Genomic DNA, 23,755 nt, shown 5'->3' with positions numbered 1-23,755 from the left:
GTGCTTCCGTTTTATTATTTAGTTGTGATGTAACATATGTATTGTAATCCTACAAGAAAAGCTGAAAGACTTTTTGTCCTCCCTTGCCTCCTAGCCCTAAGTACTGTATAATTTGTAAGATTGTGTGGAGAGGGTATTGCAGGCCTTCTTGCTTTATGAGTACCTTACTGATTTTACCGTTTTTAGTAAGGGGATTTCAAAATTTCTATACTGCATAAAGGGAGATTGTATGAAGAAATATGGTGTTAATGAATTAAGAAAAATGTTTTTAGCCTATTTTCAGGAGAAGGAACATTTGGTAATGAAAAGCTTTTCCTTGGTTCCCCATAATGATAATAGCTTATTGTTAATCAACTCCGGAATGGCTCCTTTAAAGCCTTATTTTACCGGTCAGGAAATCCCGCCAAAGAGAAGAGTGGCTACCTGTCAGAAATGTATCCGTACCGGCGATATTGAGAACATCGGTAAGACTGCAAGACACGGCACCTTCTTTGAGATGCTGGGTAATTTCTCTTTCGGAGATTATTTCAAGTCCGAGGCTTTACATTTTGCCTGGGAATTTTTGACAGAGAGAGTAGGTCTGGAAAAGGATCGTCTTTATCCCAGTATTTACTTGGAGGATGAAGAGGCTTTCAAGGTATGGAATGAGGAAATCGGAATTCCTGCCGATCGTATCTATCGCTTTGGAAAGAAGGATAATTTCTGGGAGCATGGTGTAGGTCCCTGCGGTCCCTGTTCCGAAATTTACTATGACCGTGGAGAGAAATACGGTACAGGCCCTGAGGATGTAATGGGCGGAGAGGGAGATCGTTTCTTAGAGGTTTGGAACGTGGTATTCTCCCAGTTTAACAATGACGGTCATGGAAATTACACCGAGCTTATTCAAAAGAACATTGATACCGGAATGGGACTGGAGCGTCTTGCGGTAGTTTGCCAGGATGTTCCCTCTTTGTTTGACGTGGATACCAACCAGACCATGATGACAGAGATTGAAAGTCTTTCCGGAAAAAAGTATCTGGAGGACAAGACTGCGGATGTTTCCTTCCGTATTATTGCCGACCATGTAAAGAGCTGTACCTTTATGGCTTCTGACGGTATTATGCCTTCCAATGAGGGAAGGGGTTATGTTTTCCGTAGATTGTTAAGAAGAGCGGCAAGACATGGACGTATTTTGGGTATTCCCGCAGGAAGTCTTTCCAAGCTTTCCGAAAAGGCTATTGCCTTGTCCTCTGACGGATATCCCGAGCTTTCCGAGAAGAAGGATATGATTCTTCGGGTTATTTCCGAGGAAGAGGATCGTTTCAACAAGACTATTGATAACGGTCTTGCCATTTTACAGGGCTTAAAGGAAGATTTACAGAAAAAGGGAGAGAAGCTTCTTTCCGGAGAAGATGCCTTCCGTCTTTACGACACTTACGGATTCCCTCTGGATTTAACCAAGGAAATCTTAGAGGATAGCGGAATTACCGTGGATGAAGAGGCTTTCCAACAGGCGATGAAGGTGCAAAGAGAAACTGCAAGAGCGGCAAGAAAGAGCACTAACTACATGGGAAGAGACGACGTCTACCAGAATCTGGATGCCTCTTTAAAGACAGAGTTTGTGGGATACGATACTCTGGAATGTGAAGGAAAGGTTACCGCATTGGTATACCTTGCGGACAATGGAGATGAGGATGAAATTCGTCCTTCCGTAGAGGCAGGAAATCGTGCCGCAGTAATTACCGACCGCAGTCCCTTCTATGGAACCATGGGTGGACAGCAGGGAGATCAGGGAAAGATTTATTCCGGTACTTCCGTATTCACAGTGGAAGAGACTATTCACTTACAGGGGGGAAAACTGGCTCACCTGGGAACAGTAGAGCAGGGAGGCTTTTCCGTAGGAGATACCGTGACTTTAGTGGTAGATGCCAAGAAACGTGCTTTAACCGCAAGAAACCACACCGCAACCCACCTTTTACAAAAGGCTCTGAAAGAAACTTTGGGAAGCCATGTAGAACAGGCGGGAGCTTACTATGATGATAAGCGTCTTCGTTTTGACTTTACGCATTTTACCGCCTTGACCAAAGAAGAACTTGAGAAGGTTGAGAATTTGGTCAATGAAGAAATCGCCAGAGGCGACGTGGTTCTTACACGGGAAATGCCCATTGAGGAAGCTAAAAAATCCGGAGCTACCGCATTATTCGGAGAAAAGTACGGTGACACTGTAAGAGTGGTTTCCGTAGGCGATTTCTCCATTGAGCTTTGCGGTGGAACCCATGTAGAGAATTCCTCCTCCATCCAGGCCTTTAAGATTCTTTCCGAGCAGGGTGTTGCTGCCGGAGTCAGAAGAATTGAAGCCATTACTTCCCAGAACCTCTTTGATTACTTCCATCATGAGGAGGAACTGTTAAAGAGTCTTAGCGGAAAATTAAAGGCAGATCCGGAGCATTTATTGGCCAGGGTAGAGAGTTTAGAGAAGGAATTAAAGGAAAGCCGTTCCCAATGCGAGCAGTTAAAGGCGAAGCTGGCCAATGCGGAAGTGGAAGACTTGGCAGTGGTAGAATACAAGGATTGTTCTCTGATTGCCACCAATATTCCGGGTATGGACAGAAATGCTCTGAGAAATCTGGGAGACAGCTTAAAGGATAAGCATAAGAATGCCTTTATCCTCCTGGCCTCTGTAGAAGACGGAAAGCCGATTCTTATGGCCACAGCCAGTGACGGTGCAGTAAAGCTCGGTGCTCATGCCGGAAATCTGATTAAAGAGATTGCGCCTATCCTTGGGGGTGGGGGAGGCGGTAAGCCTCAGATGGCTCAGGCCGGCGGCAAGGACAGCGCAAAGCTGGAGGAAGCTTTAAAGCAGTCTTTGGAGAGCATGAAGAAACAGCTTGGATAAGAAGAAAACTATAGTTAAAAAATAGCTATAGTTCTAAAAAAAGCATTGACGAATGAAATATTGGTGCTATAATATACACTAGTTTGTGCCCGAAGGGAGGTTTGGGGTATCGCATGTCAAATGTCATCGTAAAAGAAAACGAGTCTTTGGACAGTGCTTTACGCAGATTCAAAAGAAACTGTGCTAAGGCAGGAATCCAGCAAGAAATTCGTAAGAGAGAGCATTACGAGAAGCCATCAGTAAGACGTAAGAAGAAGTCTGAAGCGGCTAGAAAGCGTAAGTTCAACTAATTTATAGCTTAGATGTTAGCCCTGATTCAGCAATGAATTAGGGCTATTTTCTTTCAAAAAAGGAGTCCCATGGCGGAAAGAGAATTACTATTAGATATTCCTCTGGAACATGAAATGAACATTCTGGGACAGATGGATCAAAATTTAAATAAAATTCAAAAACAGTTTCAAGTCAGTATTATTGACCGGGACGGATTATTGAAAATCATAGGGGAAGAAGACGCTGCAAATAAAGCTAAGGAAGTGCTTCTTTCCCTTTTGAAGTTATCTCAAAAGGGGACTTCCATTAATGAGCAAAATGTAAACTATGCCATTTCCTTAACGGTTAAGGAAGGAAAGGGAGATGCTCTCCTGCATTTGGATGAGGATTTGCTGGCAAGAACCGCTTTGGGAAAACCTGTAAAGCCTAAGACTTTAGGGCAAAAGGCCTATGTGGATGCCATACGGAAAAATATGATTACCTTTGGCATCGGCCCGGCGGGAACCGGAAAAACCTATTTGGCCATGGCTATGGCGATTTCCGCCTTTCGCGAAGAGGAGGTTTCCCGAATTATCCTGACAAGACCTGCTATAGAGGCGGGAGAGAAGCTTGGATTTTTACCGGGAGATTTACAGTCCAAGGTGGATCCCTATCTTCGTCCTTTATATGATGCTCTGTACCAAATTATGGGACCGGAACAATATCTGGCCAATGCGGAGAAGGGTCTTATTGAAGTTGCTCCTTTGGCCTATATGCGTGGTAGAACCTTGGATAATGCCTATATTATCCTGGACGAAGCCCAGAATACCACTCCTGCGCAGATGAAGATGTTCTTAACCAGAATAGGCTTCGGATCCAAGGTGGTGGTTACCGGAGATTTAACCCAGAAGGATTTGGAAGAAGGAAAGAAATCCGGTTTGGAGGATGCTATCCATGTTTTAAAAAATGTGGAGGGAATAGCATTTTCCACCCTTACCAGTGAAGACGTGGTTCGTCACCCCTTAGTGCAAAGAATCGTTAATGCCTACGAAAAGGACGAAGAAAGAAAAAAGAAGGATAAATATGCAAATAGACATTCAGTGGGAAGTGAAGGAACAAACAAGTCTGGATTACGAAAAAATCATTCAGGATATCGTGGAGGAAAGTCTTGATTATGTTTCCTGTCCCTATGATGTTTCCCTCTCCGTAAGCTTTATAGAGTCAGAGGAGATGCGGGAATTAAATCTAAGCCAAAGAGGAATTGATTATGCAACGGATGTTCTCTCTTTTCCCTTATTGTCCTTGGATCCTCCCGGAACTTTTTCGGAAAGTCTGGAAGAGGAGTGGGGGAATTTTGATCCGGAAACCGGAGAGCTTATGCTGGGGGATATTGTCCTAAACTGGGACAAGGTAAAGGAACAGGCGGAGAGCTACGGCCATTCTTTAGAGAGAGAGCTTGCCTTTTTGATTGCTCACTCCCTTTTACACCTTTTCTCCTATGATCACATGGAGGAAGAGGAACGAAAAGAGATGGAACAGAAGCAGGAAGAGATATTAGAGAATAGAGGGTATTACCGATGAGAGAAGGCAGAAGACAAGTCTCCCCAAAAAGAAGATCAAGCGGAAATAATTTTGTTCTGCAGGGATCTCTTCTTGCAGTTGCCGGAATTCTGGTTCGCCTTATCGGCATGGTTTACCGAATTCCACTTTCCGCGATTATTTCCGATGAGGGAAATGGTTATTATACCTCAGCTTTTTCTATTTATACCTTGCTCCTGATTTTATCCAGTTATTCCATGCCTACTGCCATTTCCAAGCTGATTTCTCAGAATCTGGCTGCGAAACGTTTTAAAAATACGGAAAGAGTTTTAAGGGTTTCTTTTATCTATGCTTCCATTATGGGAGCGGTCATGGCCTTTGTGCTATTCTTCGGAGCGGATGCCATTGCCGGAGCCTTGAAAAAGCCCTTTGCCGCTTATGCCCTTAGAGCACTGGCTCCAACCGTTTGGATTATGGCCTACCTGGGGCTTTTGCGAGGATACTTTCAAGGCATGGGAAATATGATTCCTACGGCTATTTCACAAATCCTGGAGCAGATTGCCAATGCCGTTTTTTCCGTTTTGATGGCATACCTCCTTTTCGCCAAAGGAAAGGAAGCCAATTTGCTTTATAACAACACGGAGTATTCCTATGCATTCGGTGCTATGGGAGGCGCTATCGGAACCGGTGTGGGAGCCTTTATTGCCCTGCTGTTCTTTTTGATGCTTTATTCCTATCAAAGGCCAAGGCTCAGAAAGAGAGCCAAGAAGGATAGCAGTATGGTGGAAAGCTATGAGCGTTCCGCCTTATTGTTGTTTTCGACCATGGTTCCCATACTGATTTCCAGCACGGTATATAATATTTCCTCCGTTCTGGATGACTATTTTTATTCCAGCATTATGACCAAGCTTAAGATTCCTACCAAGCAGATTGTTATGGAGTGGGGAATCTTCGGAGAATATCATATTCTCTTTAATATTCCCGTAGCCTTGGCCAATGCCTTATCCTCCTCTTTGATTCCCAGCCTTACTGCGGCTGTTGCTTCCCATGATCGGAAAAAGACCCTTGGACAAATCCAGACCAGCATTCGCTTCAGTATGCTGATTGCCGTGCCCTGTACCGTGGGAATGTGTATTTTGGCGGAGCCTCTATGCAGAATGCTTTTCCCGGGAAAAAATGTAATGCTTTTGATTAATGTAACCAGAATCGGTGCTTTGGCAGTTTTATTCTATTCTTTGTCCACCATCAGTAATGCTATTTTACAGGGATTGGGACATCTGAATCTGCCTCTGAAGCATTCCGTTATTTCTCTGGTATTCCATTTGGCCAGTTTGTTACTTCTCTTATATGGAAGAACCGGAATATACGGAGTGGTGGTTTCTAATATCCTTTTTGCCATCATGATGTGTATCTTAAATCAGGCTGCTATAAAACGTCATACCAGATGCGTAATAGACTGGGGAAAAACCATAGGATATCCCATTCTAGCTTCTCTTATAATGGGAATTTTTGCCTTCGGATGCTATTTCTTGATTCATTTCCTTCTTCCGGAAAAGCTGGGAAAAGGAAGAATCGGTTCCGCCCTGTCTTTGCTTCCGGCGATTTTCGTTGCGGTAGTTCTCTACTTTGGCAGTCTTTTAAAAATGAATGCCTTTTCTAAAGAAGACCTGGATGAAATGCCTATGGGAGGACGTTTAAAGAGATTTATAAAGGATTAAATCCGAAATTTATAAATGAGTTAAAAATTAAAAAGATGAAATAGGATTAAAGGATGAAGAAAAGAGTAGGGGCAATATGAAGGATTGTATCATTGTGGGAGGCGGGGCAGCCGGTATGGTGGCTGCCATAGAAGCTAAAAGAGCCGGTGCAAAGTCGGTTCTTTTAGTGGAAAAGCAAGCCTGCCTTGGAAAAAAGTTAAGCCAGACCGGAAACGGAAGAGCCAATTATACAAATCTTTCCATGAACGCCAACGCCTATCGAAGCATTCATCCGGAATATATTCCTTCCTTTTTAAAATATTTTGATTGCAGAGATTCTCTGGAATATTTCAAGGCTTTGGGAATCTATCCCAAATTTAGGGGAGACTATGTTTACCCTTATTCGGATCAGGCAAAAAGCATGGTGCAATGCCTGGAAAATGCCCTCCATAATTTGGGGGTAGAAATCTGTCTACAGCATAGGGTTGAAGCAATTTCCTGGACTGAGCATGAAGGCTTTTTCATAAAAGGGAAAAAGCTTGTGCAAAAGGGAGGAGTCGAATCTTCTTCACAGAAGGATAAGGATTCGGATTCTGCTCTTGTTTTCGGAAACAAAGAAAAAAAGAAAAAAAAGGAAAAGAATAAAAAAGAAAAAGTAGAATGGGAAGAGAAAGAATTTTCTCTTCAAGGACGTAAGCTTTTAATTGCTACCGGAGGCCTGGCTATGGAAGCCTTGGGAGCTTCCGGTGAGGGCTATGAGATTGCAAAGAACTTAAGTCATACAGTTTCTAATCTCTTTCCCAGTTTGGTTCCCATCTATACGAAAGAAGACTATGTAAAGCTTTGGGCCGGTGTCAGAGTAGATGTGAGGGCTGGGCTTTATAAGGAGCAGGACTTAATCTTTCAGGATGAGGGAGAACTGCAATGTACGGATTACGGTATTTCCGGCATTATTGTTTTCCAAATGAGCCGCCTGGTGCACAGACTTTTGCAAGATAAGGCAAAGTTTTCTTTGGAACTGTCCTTTCTTCCGAAATTCGAAGAGGCGGAAGCCAAAAACTATTTTCTTAAAAGAAAAGAGCTTTTGGAAAGGGAGAAGGGAGACGCCTTTCTTCTGGGACTATTTCCGGAAAAACTGAGTCAAGTGCTTTACGAAAGGACAGCCTTTCCTCTAAAGCAAAAGATTCAGGATATTTCGGATCAAAAAATCTTGGAATTATGTCAGCTTTGCCTACATTTTCCCTTTCTTCCGGAAAGAATCGGAGATTTTCAAAGAGCCCAGTGTACGGCAGGGGGGGTAAATTTATCGGAAATTTTTATTCCGGATTTTCAAAGTAAAAAGAATCCGGATTTATATTTTGCCGGAGAGATACTGGATGTGGACGGCATTTGTGGAGGCTATAACCTTCATTTTGCCTTTGGATCGGGAATTTTGGCAGGAAGAGCCATGGGGAAGAAAAATGATTAAAATTGGACAGTTAAAACTCGCTGTAGAGGAGGGGCAGGACAGCCTTCTTCCGGCCATTGCCAAGTGCCTGAAGCTGAAAAAGGAGGAGATTTCTACTTATCAGATTCTTCGCCGTTCTTTGGATGCCAGAAAAAAGCCCCAGCTCTTTTATGTGTATACGGTTTCCGTAGAGCTAAGGGGCGTTTCGGAAAAGAAAGTTCTGGCCAAGGTAAAGAATAAAGATATTCAAAGCTATATTCCCGTATTGTATCAAGAGCCTAAGTGTCCGGAAAAGATTCAAGGAAAGGCTTTGGAAGATTTCTTTCAATGGGAAGAGCATCGCCCTATAGTGGTGGGCTTTGGACCGGCAGGAATCTTTGCAAGTCTACTCTTGGCTAGAGCAGGCTGTCGCCCCATTGTTTATGAACGGGGAAAGGCAGTAGAGGAAAGAGCTAAGGATGTGGAAGCCCTTTGGGAAAAAGGGATTTTAAACAAGGAATCCAATCCGCAATTTGGAGAAGGGGGAGCAGGTACCTTTTCAGACGGAAAGCTCAATACCCTAGTAAAGGATCAAAACGGTCGTTCCCGTTTTGTCCTTCAGGAATTTATCCGGCATGGTGCCAAGGAAGAAATTCTCTATGATGCCAAGCCCCATGTGGGAACGGATGCCCTTATTTCCATTGTTTCCTCTATCCGAAAGGAAATCGAAAGCCTTGGAGGAGAAATCCATTTTGGACAACAGTATCGTTTTCAAAAGGAGGAGAAGAATCCCCTAATCATTGCTATAGGCCATAGTGCAAGGGATAGTTTTCAGGAGCTTTACGACCTTTCTTATCCTCTTTTGGCAAAGGATTTTGCCATGGGCTTTAGAGTACAGCACAGTCAAAAAGATATCGATACAGCTTTATACGGCGAGATTTCCGAGGAATTAAGAGAAAAGCTGGGAGCCTCCGCCTATAAAATCAGTCATCAGGCAAAGCATCGTTCTTTTTACAGCTTTTGTATGTGTCCGGGAGGATATGTGGTAAACTCTTCTTCGGAGGAGGGACGGCTTTGTGTGAATGGCATGAGCTATAGCAAAAGAGATAGCGGCTATGCCAACTCCGCCATCATTTTCACGATAAAAAAAGAGGAGTATGGTGGAGAAAATAATCCCCTTGCCGGAATTGCTTTACAGGAATACTGGGAAGAAAAGGCCTTTCACCTGGGAGAGGGAAGAGTGCCTTATAGCAGATACGACAAAATTAAAAATGTCGCAAATGAAACCGAAGATTTAGAGCTCATGCTGAAGGGACAAAGTAGGGAATGTGATCTAAACCCTCTTTTCCGGTTTGAAAACTATCCAAAGCTTGGCAATATAAAAGAGGATTTTATCGAATCTATGGAAGCCTTTGAAGGAAAGATGAAGGGATTTGCCAAGGGGAATACCCTGATTTACGGCGTGGAGAGCAGAACCTCTTCTCCCCTTAGAATTTTAAGAGATGAAAATTTCCGCTGTATGGAGAAGGATATTTATCCCTGCGGTGAAGGGGCAGGCTATGCAGGCGGCATAATGAGTGCAGCCATGGATGGTATGAAGGTGGCAGAGGCCTATATCCGTTCCCTAGGGAAATAATATAGCTCGGCCATATTAGATTTTTACACAGAAATAAATAGAGCTATCTAAGTATGCTACAAAAATAGAAATGTGAGGGAATTGTGGGAAACAAGTTATTTACGGAAATATTGGAAAACGCACCGGCTAATGAGCCTGAGCGCCAGTTTTACTTTATAGAACAAATCAAAGCCCTGTTGGATGTAAAAAAGGGGGAGGGCTATGAGGCCAAGGCTATGGTGACGGTCATCGGTTGTCAGATGTCTGCCAAGGACGGAGAAAAGCTTCAGGGAATTTTGCAGGAGGCAGGTTATAGCATTACGGAAAATGAAGAGGAGGCGGATGTGATCCTCTTTACCACCTGTACCGTCCGGGAGAATGCCAACCAAAAGCTTTATGGACGTATCGGTCAGCTTAAGCATCTCTATCAAAGAAATAAGGACTTAATTATCGGTATTACCGGTTGTATGATGCAGGAAAAGGATGAGGTGGAAACCATTCAGAAAAAATATCCCTATGTGCATCTGATTTTCGGTACCCACAATATTTATAAGCTGGCAGAGTATCTTTTGGAAACCATGCTTTCCAAGGAAAAGAAGGTAGAGCTTTTGGAAGATAGTGCGGAAATCGTGGAAAATCTTCCTTCCAAGAGAAAGTATGCCTTTAGAGCTTCCGTGAATATCAGCTTCGGCTGCAATAATTTCTGCACCTACTGTATCGTTCCCTATGTAAGAGGAAGAGAAAAATCCAGAGACTCCCGGGAAATTTTGAAGGAATGTGAAGCATTGGTTGCCGACGGCGTGAAAGAAATCATGCTTCTCGGGCAAAATGTGAATTCCTATGGCTTGGACAAGAAGGAGGAATGTTCCTTTCCGGAGCTTTTGGCAAAAATTGCAAAGCTTCCCGGTCTTAAAAGACTCCGTTTTATGACTCCAAATCCTAAGGATTTTTCCGATGAGCTTTTACAAGTGATGAAGGAAAATGAGAACATTTGCAATCATATCCATCTACCTCTGCAATCCGGCTCCACTGCCATTTTAAAGAGGATGAACCGGCATTACAGTAAGGAATCCTATATGGATTTGGTGAAAAAGATAAGAGAGGTTTTACCGGATGTCAGTTTGACGACAGACATTATCGTAGGCTTCCCCGGAGAGACGGAGGAGGATTTTCAGGATACCATGGAGGTGGTTGCCTACGCTAAGTTTGATTCCGCCTTTACCTTCCAGTATTCCAAGCGGACAGGAACCCCTGCCGCCAAGTGGGAGGCTGTACCGGAGGATACGGTAAAGGATCGTTTTCAGCGCTTACTGGAGCATATTCGTCTTCATTCCGAAGAAAGAGAAGGAAGAGACCTGGGCAAGGTGATGGAGGTTTTGGTAGAAGAGAAGGACAAAGAATCCGAGAATATGCTCACCGGACGACTAAGCAACAATGTGCTGGTGCATTTTGAAGGCGGTGAACGCTTAATCGGAGAAATTGTTCCCGTGCGTTTGGATAAATCAATGGGCTTTTATTACTATGGGAGTGTTCTTTAATGGATGAAGCAAAATTATCCCCTATGATGCGGCAATATTTGGAGAGCAAGAAGGAGGTACCTGATGCCCTACTCTTTTACCGCATTGGAGATTTTTATGAAATGTTCTTTGAGGATGCTATCAAAGCCTCCAAGGCTTTGGATTTGGTGCTTACAGGGAAGGATTGCGGTCTGGAGGAAAGGGCTCCCATGTGCGGAATTCCATATCATGCGGCAGATTCCTATGTCAGCAAATTGGTTTCCCAGGGCTTTAAGGTCGCCATAGGAGAACAGGTAGAGGATCCAAAGCTTGCCAAGGGACTGGTAAAACGGGAGATTATTCGAGTGATTACTCCCGGAACCCAGACCGAGGAAACTGCTTTAGAGGAAGGAAAAAATAACTATCTTTCCGCTATTTATCCGGGAAACAGCGGCATCGGTCTTGCCACCGTGGATATCAGTACCGGAGAGCTATACAGTTTAAGTGTTTCCGACAGCAAAGAGCTTCTGGATGAAATCTCTCGTTTTTCCCCAAAGGAGATTCTCTGTCCCATAGGCTTTTTAGAGGATAAAGAATTAAGCTCTGCTTTGGACAGTCGCTTTAGCTTAAGCATTACAGAAAAGGAGAAGGAATACTTTGGAAAGGAAGAGGCGGATAAGATTCTTTCTTCCCATTTTTCTTCTTCCATCCCCGGCTTAGGCTTAGAACATGCCCCCTTGGAAAGAAGAGCCTTAGGTGCCTGCCTACGCTATCTTTATGATACCCAGAAGAATGTTTTATCCCATATCCGGCATATAGAACGTTTTCATCGGGAAGACTATATGCTTTTGGACCTTTCCACCCAGAGAAATCTGGAGCTTTGGGAAACCCTTAGAGACAAGAAAAAGCGAGGAAGCCTGCTTTGGGTACTGGACAAAACCCATACCGCCATGGGAAGTCGTATGCTTCGCCATTTTCTGGAACGACCGCTTAGGGAAAAAAAGATAATGGAGGAGCGTTTAGATTGTATAGAAGAGCTTTGTCAGCGTTATATTGACGGAGAAGAGCTTAGAGAATATCTGGATTCCATCTACGATATGGAAAGACTGATTGGGAAAATCAGCATTTCCTCCGCCAATGCCAGAGATATGCTGGCTTTAAAATCCTCTTTACAATTCCTTCCGGTGATTAAAAGAACTTTAAGCTCCTTTTCCGGAAAGCTTTTACAGGGCTTAGGACAGAAAATGGATGCGCTGGAGGAGCTTTATACCAGGATTGATGAATGTATTGAAGAGGATCCCCCCCTTAGCATTAAGGAGGGAGGAATCATTAAGTCTTCCTTCTATGAAGAGGTGCGACTTTTCCGGGAAGCGGGAGAGCATGGGAAAGAATGGCTGAACCGGCTGGAAGAGCAGGAAAGAGAAAAAAGCGGAATTAAAAATCTGAAAATCAAATATAACCGTATTTTCGGCTACTGCTTTGAAATCTCCAAGTCCTATCAGGGGGAAATTCCCAACTATTTTATCAGAAGACAGACTCTTGCTCAGGCGGAACGATACACCACCGTAGAATTACAGGATTTACAGAATAAAATCTTGGGAGCTGCAGAAAATTTACAACAGCTGGAATACAGTCTCTTTGTAAATTTACGGGAAGATCTTTCCCGGGAGCTAGGAAGAATGCAAAAAACCGCTAAGGAAATTGCCTTTTTGGATGCCTGCCTTTCTCTTTCCAAGGTAGCTATGCAGGAGCAGTATGTTCGTCCAAAAATCAATGAAGAAGGTAATTTAACAATTGTGGATGGTCGTCACCCGGTGGTGGAAAAGCTTTTACAGGACCAAAGCTTTGTCCCCAATGATGCAAGTCTTGGCAAAGAGGAAAAAATAGCGATTATAACCGGTCCCAATATGGCAGGAAAATCCACCTATATGCGACAAGTTGCCTTAATCGTGCTGATGGCTTCCATTGGCTCCTTTGTGCCGGCAAAGCAGGCGGATATTCCTATCTGCGACAGAATCTTTACCAGAGTAGGAGCTTCCGATGATTTGGCCTCCGGTCAATCTACCTTTATGGTGGAAATGAGTGAGGTTTCCAATATTTTACGAAATGCTACGGAAAATTCTCTGTTGATTTTGGATGAAATCGGAAGAGGTACCTCCACCTTTGACGGCCTTTCTATTGCCTGGGCAGTGGTGGAATATCTTGCCAGGGAAATCAAAGCAAAAACCCTCTTTGCCACCCACTACCATGAGTTAAGTGTACTGGAGGGGAAGCTGGAAAATGTAAAGAACTACTGTATAGCGGTATCCAAGGAGCAGGGGGAAATACAGTTCCTTCGTAAGATTATGCCGGGAGGGGCAGACGAAAGTTATGGTATTGATGTGGCCAAGCTGGCGGGTGTTCCGGCGCCCGTATTGGACAGAGCCAGAGAAATCTCCAGCTTCTTAAATGAAAAGGACCTTCGTCTTCAGCATTTAGATTTTGAAGAGGCCCCGGAAGAAAAATTTGTAGGGGATTTTCCGGAAAATACCTTAAAGGCCGGAGAAACGAGAAGAAATAATTCCGATTCAGAATTAAGTAAGGAAGAAAAAGAAGTTTTAGACTGTATTCGAAAGGATTCCTTTGAAAGCATGAGTCCCTTGGAAGCCATCAATCTGTTGTTTAGTTTAAAGGAGAAACTTCGTTGAAAATTCACCTATTAAGCCAGGAATGCATCAATCAAATTGCCGCAGGAGAGGTTGTGGAGCGTCCCAGCAGTATCGTAAAAGAGCTGGTGGAAAATGCTTTGGATGCTAAAGCTACGGCAATTTCCATAGAGATTAAGGGGGGCGGAATCAGCTTTCTTCGGGTAAGTGATAACGGAGAGGGAATCTTTTCTGAGGATTTGGAGAGGGCCTTTATGCCCCATGCCACCAGTAAAATCCAAAATCCCAAAGACTTGGAAGAGATTTTAAGCTTCGGCTTCCGTGGAGAGGCCTTGGCTTCTATTGCTTCCGTGGCTAAGGTGGAATGTATCAGCAAAAGGCAGGAGGATTTTCTTGCCCACAGAATCCTGGTAGAGGGAGGAAGCTTCTCTCCGGTGGAAGAAGTAGGGGGAATGGACGGCACCAGCATTTTGGTGCGGGATCTTTTCTACAATGTTCCTGCCAGAAAAAAGTTTTTATTAAGTGAAAGCACGGAAGCCAGCAGAGTAGAGGAAATGGTGGAAAAGCTGGCTCTTGCCAATCCGGGCATTTCTTTTCATTTTGTAAAGGATGGAAAAAGTCGATTCCAAACCCTGGGAGGAGGGAAGCTTTCCGATGTGGTATTCGGTATTTACGGAAAGACCTTTGCCAAGGATAGCCTGGAAATAAAGGAATCCTATTATCCTTCCAGCCTAACAGGATTGGCTACTCTGCATATTGAGGGACTTTTGGGAAAGCCCAGCCTTACCCGTTCCAACAGGCAATATGAAATTTTCTTCGTGAATGGTCGTTTTGTGCGGGATTCTCTATTAAGTAGAGCCCTGGAGGACGCCTATAAACCTTTTTTGATGCAGCATAAGTTTCCCTTTGCCATCGTCTTTTTACACCTAAGCCCCAATCTTGTGGATGTGAATGTGCATCCCCAAAAGCTGGAGGTGCGTTTTCAGAATCGAGAAAAAATTTATCAGGCACTCTTTGACTGTGTAAGTAAGACTTTATCCAAGGCAGACTTGATTGACCATAGCCCTCTTTCCCTTTTCCAAAAGGAGAAGGAGGAGAAGAGTACGACATTTCTTTCCCCTTCCAGTCAGCTTTGGGAGAAAAAAGAGGAGAAAAAAGAGAATAAAAATGATATTCCCGAAGAAGCAGTTAGAAGTGATCAAAACGATAAGCAAAGTGCCGAACAGATTTCTGCAATAAAAGAGCAAGAGAAAGAAAAAGCTGAAGCTGTAAATCAAAGGTACCCTATAGGAGAGGCTTCAGAAAATGCTTTAGAAAATGCTTCAGAGAAGGCTCCGTTTAGAATAGAAGTTCCGGAGCTGAATCAGCAGAAAGCAGAAACAAGGGAAGAGAAGCTTATTTATGAAGAGTTTGACTTAACAAAGGGGATTCGTTTAGAAGAAGAAAAGGCTTCTGAAAAGGAAGAGAATACTGTCCCAAGAGAAGAGCAGCTTTTCACCGAATCGGAAAATCTCCCATCAGCAGAACAAGAAAGTCTATTTTCTCCTTCCTTTTTCTCCGAAGAGGGAGAAAGGGAATTCCGCCTGATTGGGCAGGTTTTTCAGACTTACTGGTTGATAGAATTTCAAAAGGAACTCTTTATTATGGATCAGCATGCTGCCCATGAGAAGGTGAACTTTGAAAAAATGCGAAAGAATTATCTGGAAAAGCCGGGAATCAGTCAGGGAATTCTTTCTAAAACCATAGTCTTTAGTGCGAAAGAGGAAGAGCTCTATGAAAAGACCAAGGACTATTTTACCCATCTTGGCTATAGAATCCGAAAGGAAAAAGAGAAGCGATATGCCTTAGAAGGAATCCCTGCGGACTTTCCTTCTTTGGATGCGAAAATGCTTTTCCATGAAATTCTGGATGCTCTTGCAGAAGAAGGAAATCTTTCCGAAGCGGAGAGCGTCTATGATAAAATTGCTTCCATGGCCTGTAAGGCATCTGTAAAGGGAAATCAACTCCTAAGCTTTAAGGAGGCGGAGGCTTTGGTAGAGAAGCTTTTTACCTTGGAAAATCCTTATGCCTGCCCCCATGGACGCCCCACCATTGTGGCCTTCAAAAAGCAGGATTTAGAGAAAATGTTTAAGAGGATTGTATAAATGAATCTTTGGGAAAAACATAAGCCCTTATTGATTTTGGCAGGTCCTACCGCAGTAGGAAAAACCGGTACCTCCATTGCCTTAGCCAAGGCTTTGGACGGAGAATGCATTTCCGCTGACTCTGTTCAGGTTTACAAAGGACTGGATATCGGTTCCGGTAAGGTGAAAGAAGAAGAGAAGCAGGGAATTCCCCACCATCTTCTGGATATCCTTAATCCTTCTGAGAATTATGATGCCAGCCTATTTCAAAAGATGGCAAGGGAAAAAATTGCCGAGCTTTACAGTAGAGAAAAACTCCCCATTTTGGTGGGGGGAACCGGATTCTATATTCAAGCCATGCTCTATGATATAGATTTTCAGGAAGAGAATCCGGAAGAAAAGGATAGAATCCGAAGGGAGCTAACGGACAGGCTGGAGAGAAAAGGGACGATTCCTCTTCACCAGGAGCTGTCCCAAGTGGATCCGGAAGCGGCAAAGGCTATCCATGAAAACAACAAGCAGAGAATCATCCGTGCCTTGGAATATTATTATCTGCATAAAAGTCCCATTTCCCAACATAATCAGGAAGAGCAAAAAAAAGAATCTCTCTATGATGCTCTATTTATAGTATTGTGTAGAGAACGGGAGAAATTGTATCAGGGTATCCATGACCGTGTTCTGCAAATGAAGGAAGAGGGCTTGTTTCAAGAGGTTCAGGCGCTTTATGAGCAGGGCTATCGGGAAAATATGCCGGGCTGTAATGCTATAGGCTATAAGGAGGTTTTTGCTTATTTAGAGGGACGTTACACGGAAGATGAGTGTATCGAAAAAATTCAGCAGCATTCCAGAAACTATGCCAAAAGGCAGATGACCTGGTTTAGAAGAGAGAAAAATACCATCTTCCTCTCTGAGGAGGAATTTGCAGGGGGTAAGGAGGAAAGAATAGAATGGATTATCAAAGAATCTATGAAGAAATGGGCATTTCTCCGGAAGTAATTGTCTATAGTGAAAAAATATTAAAAAATCTGGAGAGTCGTTTCAAAGAGATTGATGAAATTGCAGAAATCAACCAGTTAAAGGTTTTACAGGCTCTGCAAAAGGCAAAGGTTTCAGAGGCCCATTTGCTGGGCAGCACCGGCTACGGCTACAACGATATTGGAAGAGATGCCCTGGAAGAGGTATATGCCAATTATTTTCATACGGAGGATGCCTTGGTTCGTTCCCAGATTGTCTGCGGAACCCATGCTTTGGCCATAGCCCTGCAGGGAAACCTTCGTCCGGGAGATGAAATTTTATCTCCGGTAGGTAAGCCCTACGACACCTTGGACGAGGTTATCGGAATCAGAGACTCCCTAGGCTCCTTGAAGGAATTTGGTGTGAGCTACAAAGAGGTCGCTTTACTGCCGGATGGTTCCTTTGATTATGAGGGCATTAAAAATGCCATTTCCGAAAAAACCAGATTGGTGGAAATTCAACGTTCCAAGGGCTATAGCGACAGAAAGAGCTTCAGTCCTAAGGAAATTGGAGACTTGATTCACTTTATCAAAGGCTGTAAGAAGGATTTGATCTGCATGGTGGATAACTGCTATGGTGAATTTGTATGCACGGAAGAGCCCAGTGACTACGGAGCCGATATGGTGGTAGGATCCCTGATTAAAAACCCCGGCGGAGGACTGGCTCCCATCGGAGGCTATATTGCCGGAAGCAAAGAATGTATTGAAAGGGCAGCGGTGAGACTGACTGCTCCCGGATTAGGAAAGGAGCTTGGTCCTTCCCTACACTGTAACAAGGATTTCTTTCAAGGTTTTTTCCTGGCACCGACTGTTACCGCTTCAGCAGAAAAAAGTGCGATATTTGCTGCAAGTCTTTTTGAATCCCTGGGCTATCTCTGTCACCCTAAAGCGGACAGTCCAAGAAACGATATTATTCAGGAAATTCGTATGGGCAATGGAGAAGCTTTGCTGGCTTTTTGTAGAGGAATTCAAGAAGCATCTCCGGTGGATTCCTTTGTTCGCCCGGAACCCTGGGATATGCCCGGCTATGAGGATCCGGTGGTAATGGCTGCAGGGGCATTTATTTCCGGCTCCAGTATTGAATTGTCCGCAGACGCCCCCCTAAGAGAGCCCTATTCCGTATATTTTCAGGGCGGCCTGACCTTTGCCCACGGAAAATTCGGTGTGATCAAGGCTCTGGATAATATATTCAAAGAAGGACTTGTGAATATTCCAAAGGAATAAATACCCAAGTAAATCTTACGAGAAATCTCAAGTGTCCTTTATGCCGCTTGTTCGAAATAAAGGCTTTACTTTTGAAAGAATAAAAATAGCCAAAGCTTAAGAAAAGTTTTTGCTCCTAAAGGGGAAAGCGTGTTAAAATAGAATCCTCTGTAGACTCCTCCGGATAGGAGGAAAATATGCATTTAACACTAAAAGAATCCGGGCAGGAATTGCCCAGAGAAAAAGCCATTCGTTTAGGCGTATCCGCTTTAACAGATGAGGAGCTTCTGGCTGTGATACTACGCACAGGAACCAGAGAAGAAAGTGTATTGGCCCTTGCGGAAAAGGTGCTTCATCTGAGTCCTGTTTATGACGGCTTAGTGGGACTTATGCAGTATAGTCTGGAGGATTTACAAGCTATTAAAGGAGTAGGGGAAACCAAGGCCATAGAGCTGCAGGTCATAGGAGAGCTGGCCAAAAGAATTTGGAACCGAAAAATCCGGGAGGAAGTACAATCCTTTCGATCTCCCGGTTCCGTGCTTCAATATTTTAAGGAAGAATTACGGCATCTTTCCTATGAGGAAGTTCATGTTCTGTTTTTGGATACAAAAGCTCAACTGCTAAAGGATTTTCTTTTGTCCAAAGGTAGCTCTAATGCATCCATTCTTTCCGGAAGGGAAATCTTTATGGAGGCTCTTAGGGCTGCTTCCGTTTGTTTTATTTTGGTGCATAATCATCCCTCCGGGGATCCTCACCCCTCCAGAGAGGATGAACGGGCTACGGAAGAAATCTATAAAGCGGGAGAGTATCTGGGGATACACTTAATGGATCACATTATTATCGGAGATAATCAATATTACAGTTTTAAGGAACAGGGGAAAATATAGTGGAGCAGAAGAAAAATCAATATATTTTTATACTCTTAACGGTCTTATGCATTATGATGATCGTCTTGTCGTCTGTTAAGGATGGCTTTATGAATCCTCTTCGGAATGCTGTAGGAACCGTTTTGGTTCCTATACAGTCCGGTGTGAATTATGTAGGCTATAAGCTATATTCCCGTTGGGAAAAGCATAAAACCCTTTTGGAAGCTGAAGCGGAAAATGAGAAGCTTACGGCAAAAATTGATTTATTAACAGAAGAAAACAATATCCTAAAGCAAAATGATGAAGAATTAAAACGCTTGCGGGATTTATATTCTTTGGATCAGCAATATTTACAATATGATAAAGTAGCCGCCAGAGTCATTGCCAAGGACTCGGAAAACTGGTTCCAAGTCTTCCGTATTGACAAGGGATCCAAGGACGGCATTATGGTAGATCAAAATGTTATGGCCAAGGGCGGCCTGGTAGGGATTGTTACGGATGTAGGCCTGAATTATGCCACCGTACGTTCCATCATTGATGATGAGTCCAGAGTTTCCTGCATGGGAATTCAGTCCAGTGACACCTGTATCGTAGCAGGAGATTTACAGCTTTTTGAAGAGGGAAGACTCAGAATTACCAATATGAAGAAAGAAGCGGTAATTCAGGATGGAGACAGAATTGTTACCTCCAATATTTCCTCTAAATTTCTACCCGGTATTTTGGTAGGCTATGCCATCGGTATAGAAGAGGATGAGAAGCGTTTAATGAAAAACGGCTATCTGATTCCTGCCGCGGATTTTACGGATTTAAGGGAAGTCTTGGTGCTTAAAGAGCGAAAAGACGATCGTTTTCAAAAGGAGAGTAAGGACCTTGCAGAATAAGAAAGTAGGAAAGGCAAGCGCAAAAAGAATCATGGCAATGTTTTACTTTGCCCTTTTGATTCTGGCATTTTTATTGCAAACCAGTGTATTTCCCCTGCTTCCCTTTTTGTCCGCAAGTCCTAATCTGCTTTTGATTCTTTGCTTTTCCTTCGGCTTTTATTATGGCTCTTTACCGGGAATGTTTTATGGACTTTGTGCCGGACTTTTGATGGATTTGTTTTATTCCGGTCCCTTTGGATTCTATTCCCTGATTTTTGTATTGATCGGTTATGGTAACGGCTATTTTCATCATTATTACTATGAAGAGTACATTACCCTACCATTGTTTCTTTGTGTAGTCAGCGGTCTTATTTATCACCTATATATCTATATTTTCCGTTTTGCCGTTCGGGGAAAGGGAAATATTCCTTATTATGCCTTGCATATTGTTCTCCCCTCTATTGTATTTTCCTTTTTACTTACCGTAGTTTTATATCGTTTTTTCTTTAGTGCCAGCAAGAAATTGGAGGAAAAAGTCTTATGATGAAAGAGTTATTCGGTTTTCTAAAAGAAATGCTAAACCGCCTGTTTTCTTCCAGACTCTTTGCATTATCCATCATATTTTTTCTTTTATTTTCCGTTTTAACGCTGCATCTTTTTCGTCTGCAGATTTTGCATGGAAATGATTATTTACAGGAATACCAAAAAAACACTAAACAGGATTTGGTTATTCCCGGAACCAGAGGAAATATTTACGATAAAGACGGAAAGCTTTTGGCTTACAATGAATTACAATACAATATAACGATTGCGGAAACCGGAAGCTTTTCCGGAACCAGTGCCGGAATCAATAAACGAAATTTAATGTTAAAAAAGCTGGCGGAAATTATTGAAAAGTATCAATATCCCGTCAAGAGCCAGTTTAAAGTACAAAAACAGGAAGACGGAAGCTTTGTCTTTACTACCACAAGCGATCAGGATAAGCAACGCCTCATTGCCAATGTTTTTCGAAAAACGCCGGAGAAGTTAAGTGAAAAGGAGGCTAACAGTACCGCTGAGCAATGCTTCTTGCAGGCAAAAAAATTATACAACTTTACAAAGCTGCAGGATGAGAATGGAAAACCCATCACATTATCGGATGAAACCGCTTTGGATATGATCGGTATTATTTATACCCTAAGGCTGACCTCCTATCAGCGTTATATGAGCACCACTATTGTAGATAATGTTTCCCGGGAATGTATGGCGGAGATTCTGGAATCCAAGTATGATCTCCCCGGCGTGGATATTGAAAATGTCTCTGTTCGAAAATACAATTATGCCCCTTACCTTTCCCATATCGTAGGATATACCGGCCAGGTACAGGAAAGTCAGCTGGCGGATTTACAAAAGCAGGACAGCTCCTATGCGGTAAATGATGTGGTGGGCGTTTGGGGACTGGAAAAGAGTGAGGATCTTGTCTTAAAAGGAAAAAAAGGATACAAGGAAATGTATCTGAACAACGTGGGAAGTATTATGGAGGTTATCTCCGAGGAAAAACCCGGAGCAGGTAATGATATTTATACCACCATTTCCGCTAACGATCAGATTTCCATATATCATCTTTTAGAGCAGGAATTGGCAGGAATTTTAGCCTCCAAGATTACGGAACAGAATGAGCTGGACCAAAGTGCTTTAAAGCAGTCCCAGCTGATGATTCCCGTAAAGGACGCTTATTACCAGCTCATTAATAACAATGTCCTGAATAAAGAGCATTTTACCGCAGAGGATGCCGGAGATGCAGAAAAGCAGATCGGGGTTCTCTTTCAAGAAAATAAAGAAGCCGTGCTTTCTCAAGTGGAAGCTGTCCTTATGCAGGATAGCGGCGGAGAATTATCCGCTCTTCCCCAGGAAATGCAGGGCTACATGGTATATATCTACGATTACCTATTAGGAAAAGAAGGCGGAATCGTAAATCCGGAGGACTCCCGATTTAAATCCTCCCAGGCTCTTGCCTCCTGGAAAAGCGACAGTATATCCCTTCATGATTTTATCAAAAAAGGAATAGAAGAGGGTTGGATTGATACGACCAAGCTGAACTTATCGGAGGAGTATTCGGACAGTGCGCAGATTTATCAGCTCTTTGTAAATAAAATCATGAGTTTTTTACGAGAGGATTCCGGATTTGAAAAGCTGCTATACAAGTATGCTATCGCAAATCAAAAAATCAGAGGCAATCTTCTTTTGATGGCTCTTTTTGAACAAAACGTATTGCCCCAGGATGCCGCTTCCTATGATGCTTTAGCCCGGGGAGACAGTCATTTTGCCTATACCTTTCTGATTGATAAAATCAGAAAGCTGCAACTTACTCCCGCACAGTTCGCTCTGGATCCCTGTAACGGTTCCGTGGTAGTGACGGATGTAAAGACCGGAAAGGTTCGTGCTTTGGTCAGCTATCCCGGCTTTGACAACAATCGGATTAATGATGCCGCTTATTTAAAAAAATGTAATGAAGACTTATCCTTACCGCTGCTTAACGGTGCAACCCAAACCCAATTGGCTCCCGGTTCCTCCTTTAAGCCCATCAGCTCCATTGCTTCTTTGGAAGAAAAGGTATTGGATTTAAGCACTGTCATTGACTGTACAGGTAAATATGAGGAAGTTACACCTAATATTCGTTGCTGGATTTGGCCTTCCCACCACGGAAATGAAACCTTGGTGGATGGTATCAAAAATTCCTGTAACTATTTCTTTGCGGATTTAGGACATCGTTTGGCAACGGATGCAGAGGGAAATTACAATGCGGAACTGGGAATGGAAAGAATCCGGAAATATGCGAGTGACTTTGGCTTAAACGAAAAATCCGGCATTGAACTGGATGAGGCAGAACCCAGAATATCCGACTATGATCCGGAACGTTCCGCTATGGGACAGGGAAACCATGCCTATAATACTGCCCAGCTGGCAAAATACATTACCGCTGTTGCTAATGGAGGCAATCTTTATAATCTTTCCATTGTGGATAAAATTGCAGACCCCAAGGGAAAGACGGTGGAAGAAGTGGGTGCCTCTCTATTGAGACATTTGGATTATGCGGACAGCACCTGGAATGCGGTACATGAAGGTCTACGAAAGGTCATTACCGAAGGTGTGGCCAAGAATGTATTCTTGGGACAAAACATCACCGTTGCCGGTAAAACCGGAACTGCACAGGAAAGAGAGGATAGAGGTAACCATGCGGTGTTCGTTTCCTATGCGCCTTATGAAGATCCTCAAATCTCCGTTACGGTAAAAATTCCCTATGGATATTCTTCCGGTAACGCAGCCAGCCTGGCCAATATGGTTTATGACTATTGTTTTGGAAAGCTTAGCATGGATACCATTTTACAAAGAGATGCCAGCTCCATTTTGTTGGTTAATGTCAGTGACTAAGAGAAAGAGATTTTATGAAGTGGAAATTAGATTATGATTTTAAGCAATATGATTTTCGGCTTGTCCTATACATGATTGCCTTAAATACCATCGGAATCTTTATCGTCCGCTCCGCAACATCGGCGGAAAGCTTTAAAGATCCCCTTGTAGTACGACAGATTCTCGGATCCTTCGTAGGACTGGCCATGTGTGTGGGAATCTCTTTGATTGATTACCGGAAGATTTGTAAATGGTCCCCATGGATTTATATACTCTCCGTAGTGATTTTGGCCGGTGTTAAAATCTACGGTACAGCTTCCGGACACGGTGCTACCCGATGGATTACCGTCCCTGTTTTGGGAAAGGTTCAGCCTTCTGAATTTGTAAAGGTAGGATTGATTCTATTCTTTGCGGATTACCTGCAAAAGCTGAAGGAGGATATCAATCACCCTCATGCCTTATTAATGGAAGCACTTTACTTTTCCATTCCCGTAGGACTTGTCATGATTCAGCCGAATCTATCCACAACCATTATTATGACGGTCATCGTTGCCGCCATGACCTTTGCTTCTCCCCTGAAATTAAAATGGATTTTTGCCTTTTTAGGAGTGGTAGTGGTAGTTTTGGGTCTTCTTTTCTACCTTTTTTCCTCAGGGCTCTATGATAAGATTCCAATTTTACAGGGCTATCAGGTACAAAGAATTTTGACCTTTTTAAATCCTTCAGAAAACAGCAATGATTATTACCAACAAAGGTGG

General features: G+C 43.2%; 17 protein-coding genes. All 17 read left to right on the top strand.

Annotated elements, in window-relative coordinates:
* Nucleotides 1–229 precede the first annotated feature (229 nt).
* A complete protein-coding gene (gene alaS / locus RYL27_RS05365; RefSeq protein ID WP_314965772.1) occupies nt 230–2,875 on the top strand; it encodes an alanine--tRNA ligase in 2,646 nt (881 codons plus the stop codon).
* 113 nt (nt 2,876–2,988) lie between these two features.
* Nucleotides 2,989–3,165, top strand: a complete 177-nt coding sequence (gene rpsU / locus RYL27_RS05360; protein ID WP_005539624.1) for a 30S ribosomal protein S21 — start codon at nt 2,989–2,991, stop codon at nt 3,163–3,165.
* 69 nt (nt 3,166–3,234) lie between these two features.
* Entirely contained in the window at nt 3,235–4,296 is a 1,062-nt protein-coding gene (locus tag RYL27_RS05355) for a PhoH family protein (RefSeq protein WP_314965770.1), read from the top strand.
* On the top strand, nt 4,208–4,705 hold the full coding sequence (ybeY, locus tag RYL27_RS05350) for an rRNA maturation RNase YbeY (RefSeq protein ID WP_314965768.1): 498 nt from the start codon (nt 4,208–4,210) through the stop codon (nt 4,703–4,705). The genes RYL27_RS05355 and ybeY overlap by 89 nt, the downstream gene beginning before the upstream one ends.
* Nucleotides 4,702–6,381 (top strand): putative polysaccharide biosynthesis protein, encoded by a 1,680-nt coding sequence (locus RYL27_RS05345; protein ID WP_314965766.1) that lies wholly within the window; start codon nt 4,702–4,704, stop codon nt 6,379–6,381. The genes ybeY and RYL27_RS05345 overlap by 4 nt, the downstream gene beginning before the upstream one ends.
* Before the next feature lie 76 nt (nt 6,382–6,457).
* Nucleotides 6,458–7,828 carry an aminoacetone oxidase family FAD-binding enzyme gene (locus tag RYL27_RS05340; RefSeq protein ID WP_314965764.1) on the top strand — a complete coding sequence of 457 codons (1,371 nt, stop codon included), beginning with the start codon at nt 6,458–6,460 and terminating at the stop codon, nt 7,826–7,828.
* Nucleotides 7,821–9,422, top strand: coding sequence for an NAD(P)/FAD-dependent oxidoreductase (locus RYL27_RS05335; RefSeq protein ID WP_314965762.1), 1,602 nt, complete (start codon nt 7,821–7,823; stop codon nt 9,420–9,422). Before RYL27_RS05340 ends, RYL27_RS05335 begins: the two co-directional genes overlap by 8 nt.
* An 83-nt stretch (nt 9,423–9,505) precedes the next feature.
* The gene (gene miaB, locus RYL27_RS05330; protein ID WP_314965760.1) at nt 9,506–10,939 is read left to right on the top strand and encodes a tRNA (N6-isopentenyl adenosine(37)-C2)-methylthiotransferase MiaB; all 1,434 of its coding nucleotides are present in this window, start codon (nt 9,506–9,508) and stop codon (nt 10,937–10,939) included.
* Entirely contained in the window at nt 10,939–13,584 is a 2,646-nt protein-coding gene (gene mutS / locus RYL27_RS05325; RefSeq protein ID WP_314965759.1) for a DNA mismatch repair protein MutS, read from the top strand. The genes miaB and mutS overlap by 1 nt, the downstream gene beginning before the upstream one ends.
* Nucleotides 13,581–15,686, top strand: a complete 2,106-nt coding sequence (gene mutL, locus RYL27_RS05320; protein WP_314965757.1) for a DNA mismatch repair endonuclease MutL — start codon at nt 13,581–13,583, stop codon at nt 15,684–15,686. The genes mutS and mutL overlap by 4 nt, the downstream gene beginning before the upstream one ends.
* Nucleotides 15,687–16,661 (top strand): tRNA (adenosine(37)-N6)-dimethylallyltransferase MiaA, encoded by a 975-nt coding sequence (miaA, locus tag RYL27_RS05315; protein ID WP_314965755.1) that lies wholly within the window; start codon nt 15,687–15,689, stop codon nt 16,659–16,661.
* Nucleotides 16,613–17,902, top strand: coding sequence for a methionine gamma-lyase family protein (locus RYL27_RS05310; RefSeq protein ID WP_314965753.1), 1,290 nt, complete (start codon nt 16,613–16,615; stop codon nt 17,900–17,902). Before miaA ends, RYL27_RS05310 begins: the two co-directional genes overlap by 49 nt.
* 176 nt (nt 17,903–18,078) lie before the next feature.
* Nucleotides 18,079–18,768: a RadC family protein gene (gene radC / locus RYL27_RS05305; protein WP_308579447.1), complete on the top strand. Its 690-nt coding sequence runs from the start codon at nt 18,079–18,081 to the stop codon at nt 18,766–18,768.
* The gene (gene mreC, locus RYL27_RS05300; RefSeq protein ID WP_007156102.1) at nt 18,768–19,628 is read left to right on the top strand and encodes a rod shape-determining protein MreC; all 861 of its coding nucleotides are present in this window, start codon (nt 18,768–18,770) and stop codon (nt 19,626–19,628) included. Before radC ends, mreC begins: the two co-directional genes overlap by 1 nt.
* Nucleotides 19,629–19,659: 31 nt before the next feature.
* Nucleotides 19,660–20,151 (top strand): rod shape-determining protein MreD, encoded by a 492-nt coding sequence (gene mreD, locus RYL27_RS05295; RefSeq protein ID WP_040648512.1) that lies wholly within the window; start codon nt 19,660–19,662, stop codon nt 20,149–20,151.
* On the top strand, nt 20,148–23,018 hold the full coding sequence (locus tag RYL27_RS05290) for a penicillin-binding transpeptidase domain-containing protein (protein ID WP_314965751.1): 2,871 nt from the start codon (nt 20,148–20,150) through the stop codon (nt 23,016–23,018). Before mreD ends, RYL27_RS05290 begins: the two co-directional genes overlap by 4 nt.
* Before the next feature lie 14 nt (nt 23,019–23,032).
* A partial coding sequence (locus tag RYL27_RS05285) for an FtsW/RodA/SpoVE family cell cycle protein (protein WP_314965749.1) occupies nt 23,033–23,755 on the top strand: 723 nt, incomplete at its 3' end.

The sequence above is a fragment of the Oribacterium sinus genome (assembly GCF_963537195.1).
GTDB lineage: Bacteria > Bacillota > Clostridia > Lachnospirales > Lachnospiraceae > Oribacterium > Oribacterium sinus_A.
This window is presented reverse-complemented; position numbering and strand designations above follow the sequence as displayed.

Bases quoted from the DNA above. Each gene is read 5' to 3' on its own strand.
- alaS (WP_314965772.1), top strand. From the start codon at position 230: ATGAAGAAATATGGTGTTAATGAATTAAGAAAAATGTTTTTAGCCTAT.
- rpsU (WP_005539624.1), top strand. From the start codon at position 2,989: ATGTCAAATGTCATCGTAAAAGAAAACGAGTCTTTGGACAGTGCTTTA.
- RYL27_RS05355 (WP_314965770.1), top strand. From the start codon at position 3,235: ATGGCGGAAAGAGAATTACTATTAGATATTCCTCTGGAACATGAAATG.
- ybeY (WP_314965768.1), top strand. From the start codon at position 4,208: ATGCAAATAGACATTCAGTGGGAAGTGAAGGAACAAACAAGTCTGGAT.
- RYL27_RS05345 (WP_314965766.1), top strand. From the start codon at position 4,702: ATGAGAGAAGGCAGAAGACAAGTCTCCCCAAAAAGAAGATCAAGCGGA.
- RYL27_RS05340 (WP_314965764.1), top strand. From the start codon at position 6,458: ATGAAGGATTGTATCATTGTGGGAGGCGGGGCAGCCGGTATGGTGGCT.
- RYL27_RS05335 (WP_314965762.1), top strand. From the start codon at position 7,821: ATGATTAAAATTGGACAGTTAAAACTCGCTGTAGAGGAGGGGCAGGAC.
- mutS (WP_314965759.1), top strand. From the start codon at position 10,939: ATGGATGAAGCAAAATTATCCCCTATGATGCGGCAATATTTGGAGAGC.
- miaA (WP_314965755.1), top strand. From the start codon at position 15,687: ATGAATCTTTGGGAAAAACATAAGCCCTTATTGATTTTGGCAGGTCCT.
- RYL27_RS05310 (WP_314965753.1), top strand. From the start codon at position 16,613: ATGGATTATCAAAGAATCTATGAAGAAATGGGCATTTCTCCGGAAGTA.
- radC (WP_308579447.1), top strand. From the start codon at position 18,079: ATGCATTTAACACTAAAAGAATCCGGGCAGGAATTGCCCAGAGAAAAA.
- mreD (WP_040648512.1), top strand. From the start codon at position 19,660: ATGGCAATGTTTTACTTTGCCCTTTTGATTCTGGCATTTTTATTGCAA.
- RYL27_RS05290 (WP_314965751.1), top strand. From the start codon at position 20,148: ATGATGAAAGAGTTATTCGGTTTTCTAAAAGAAATGCTAAACCGCCTG.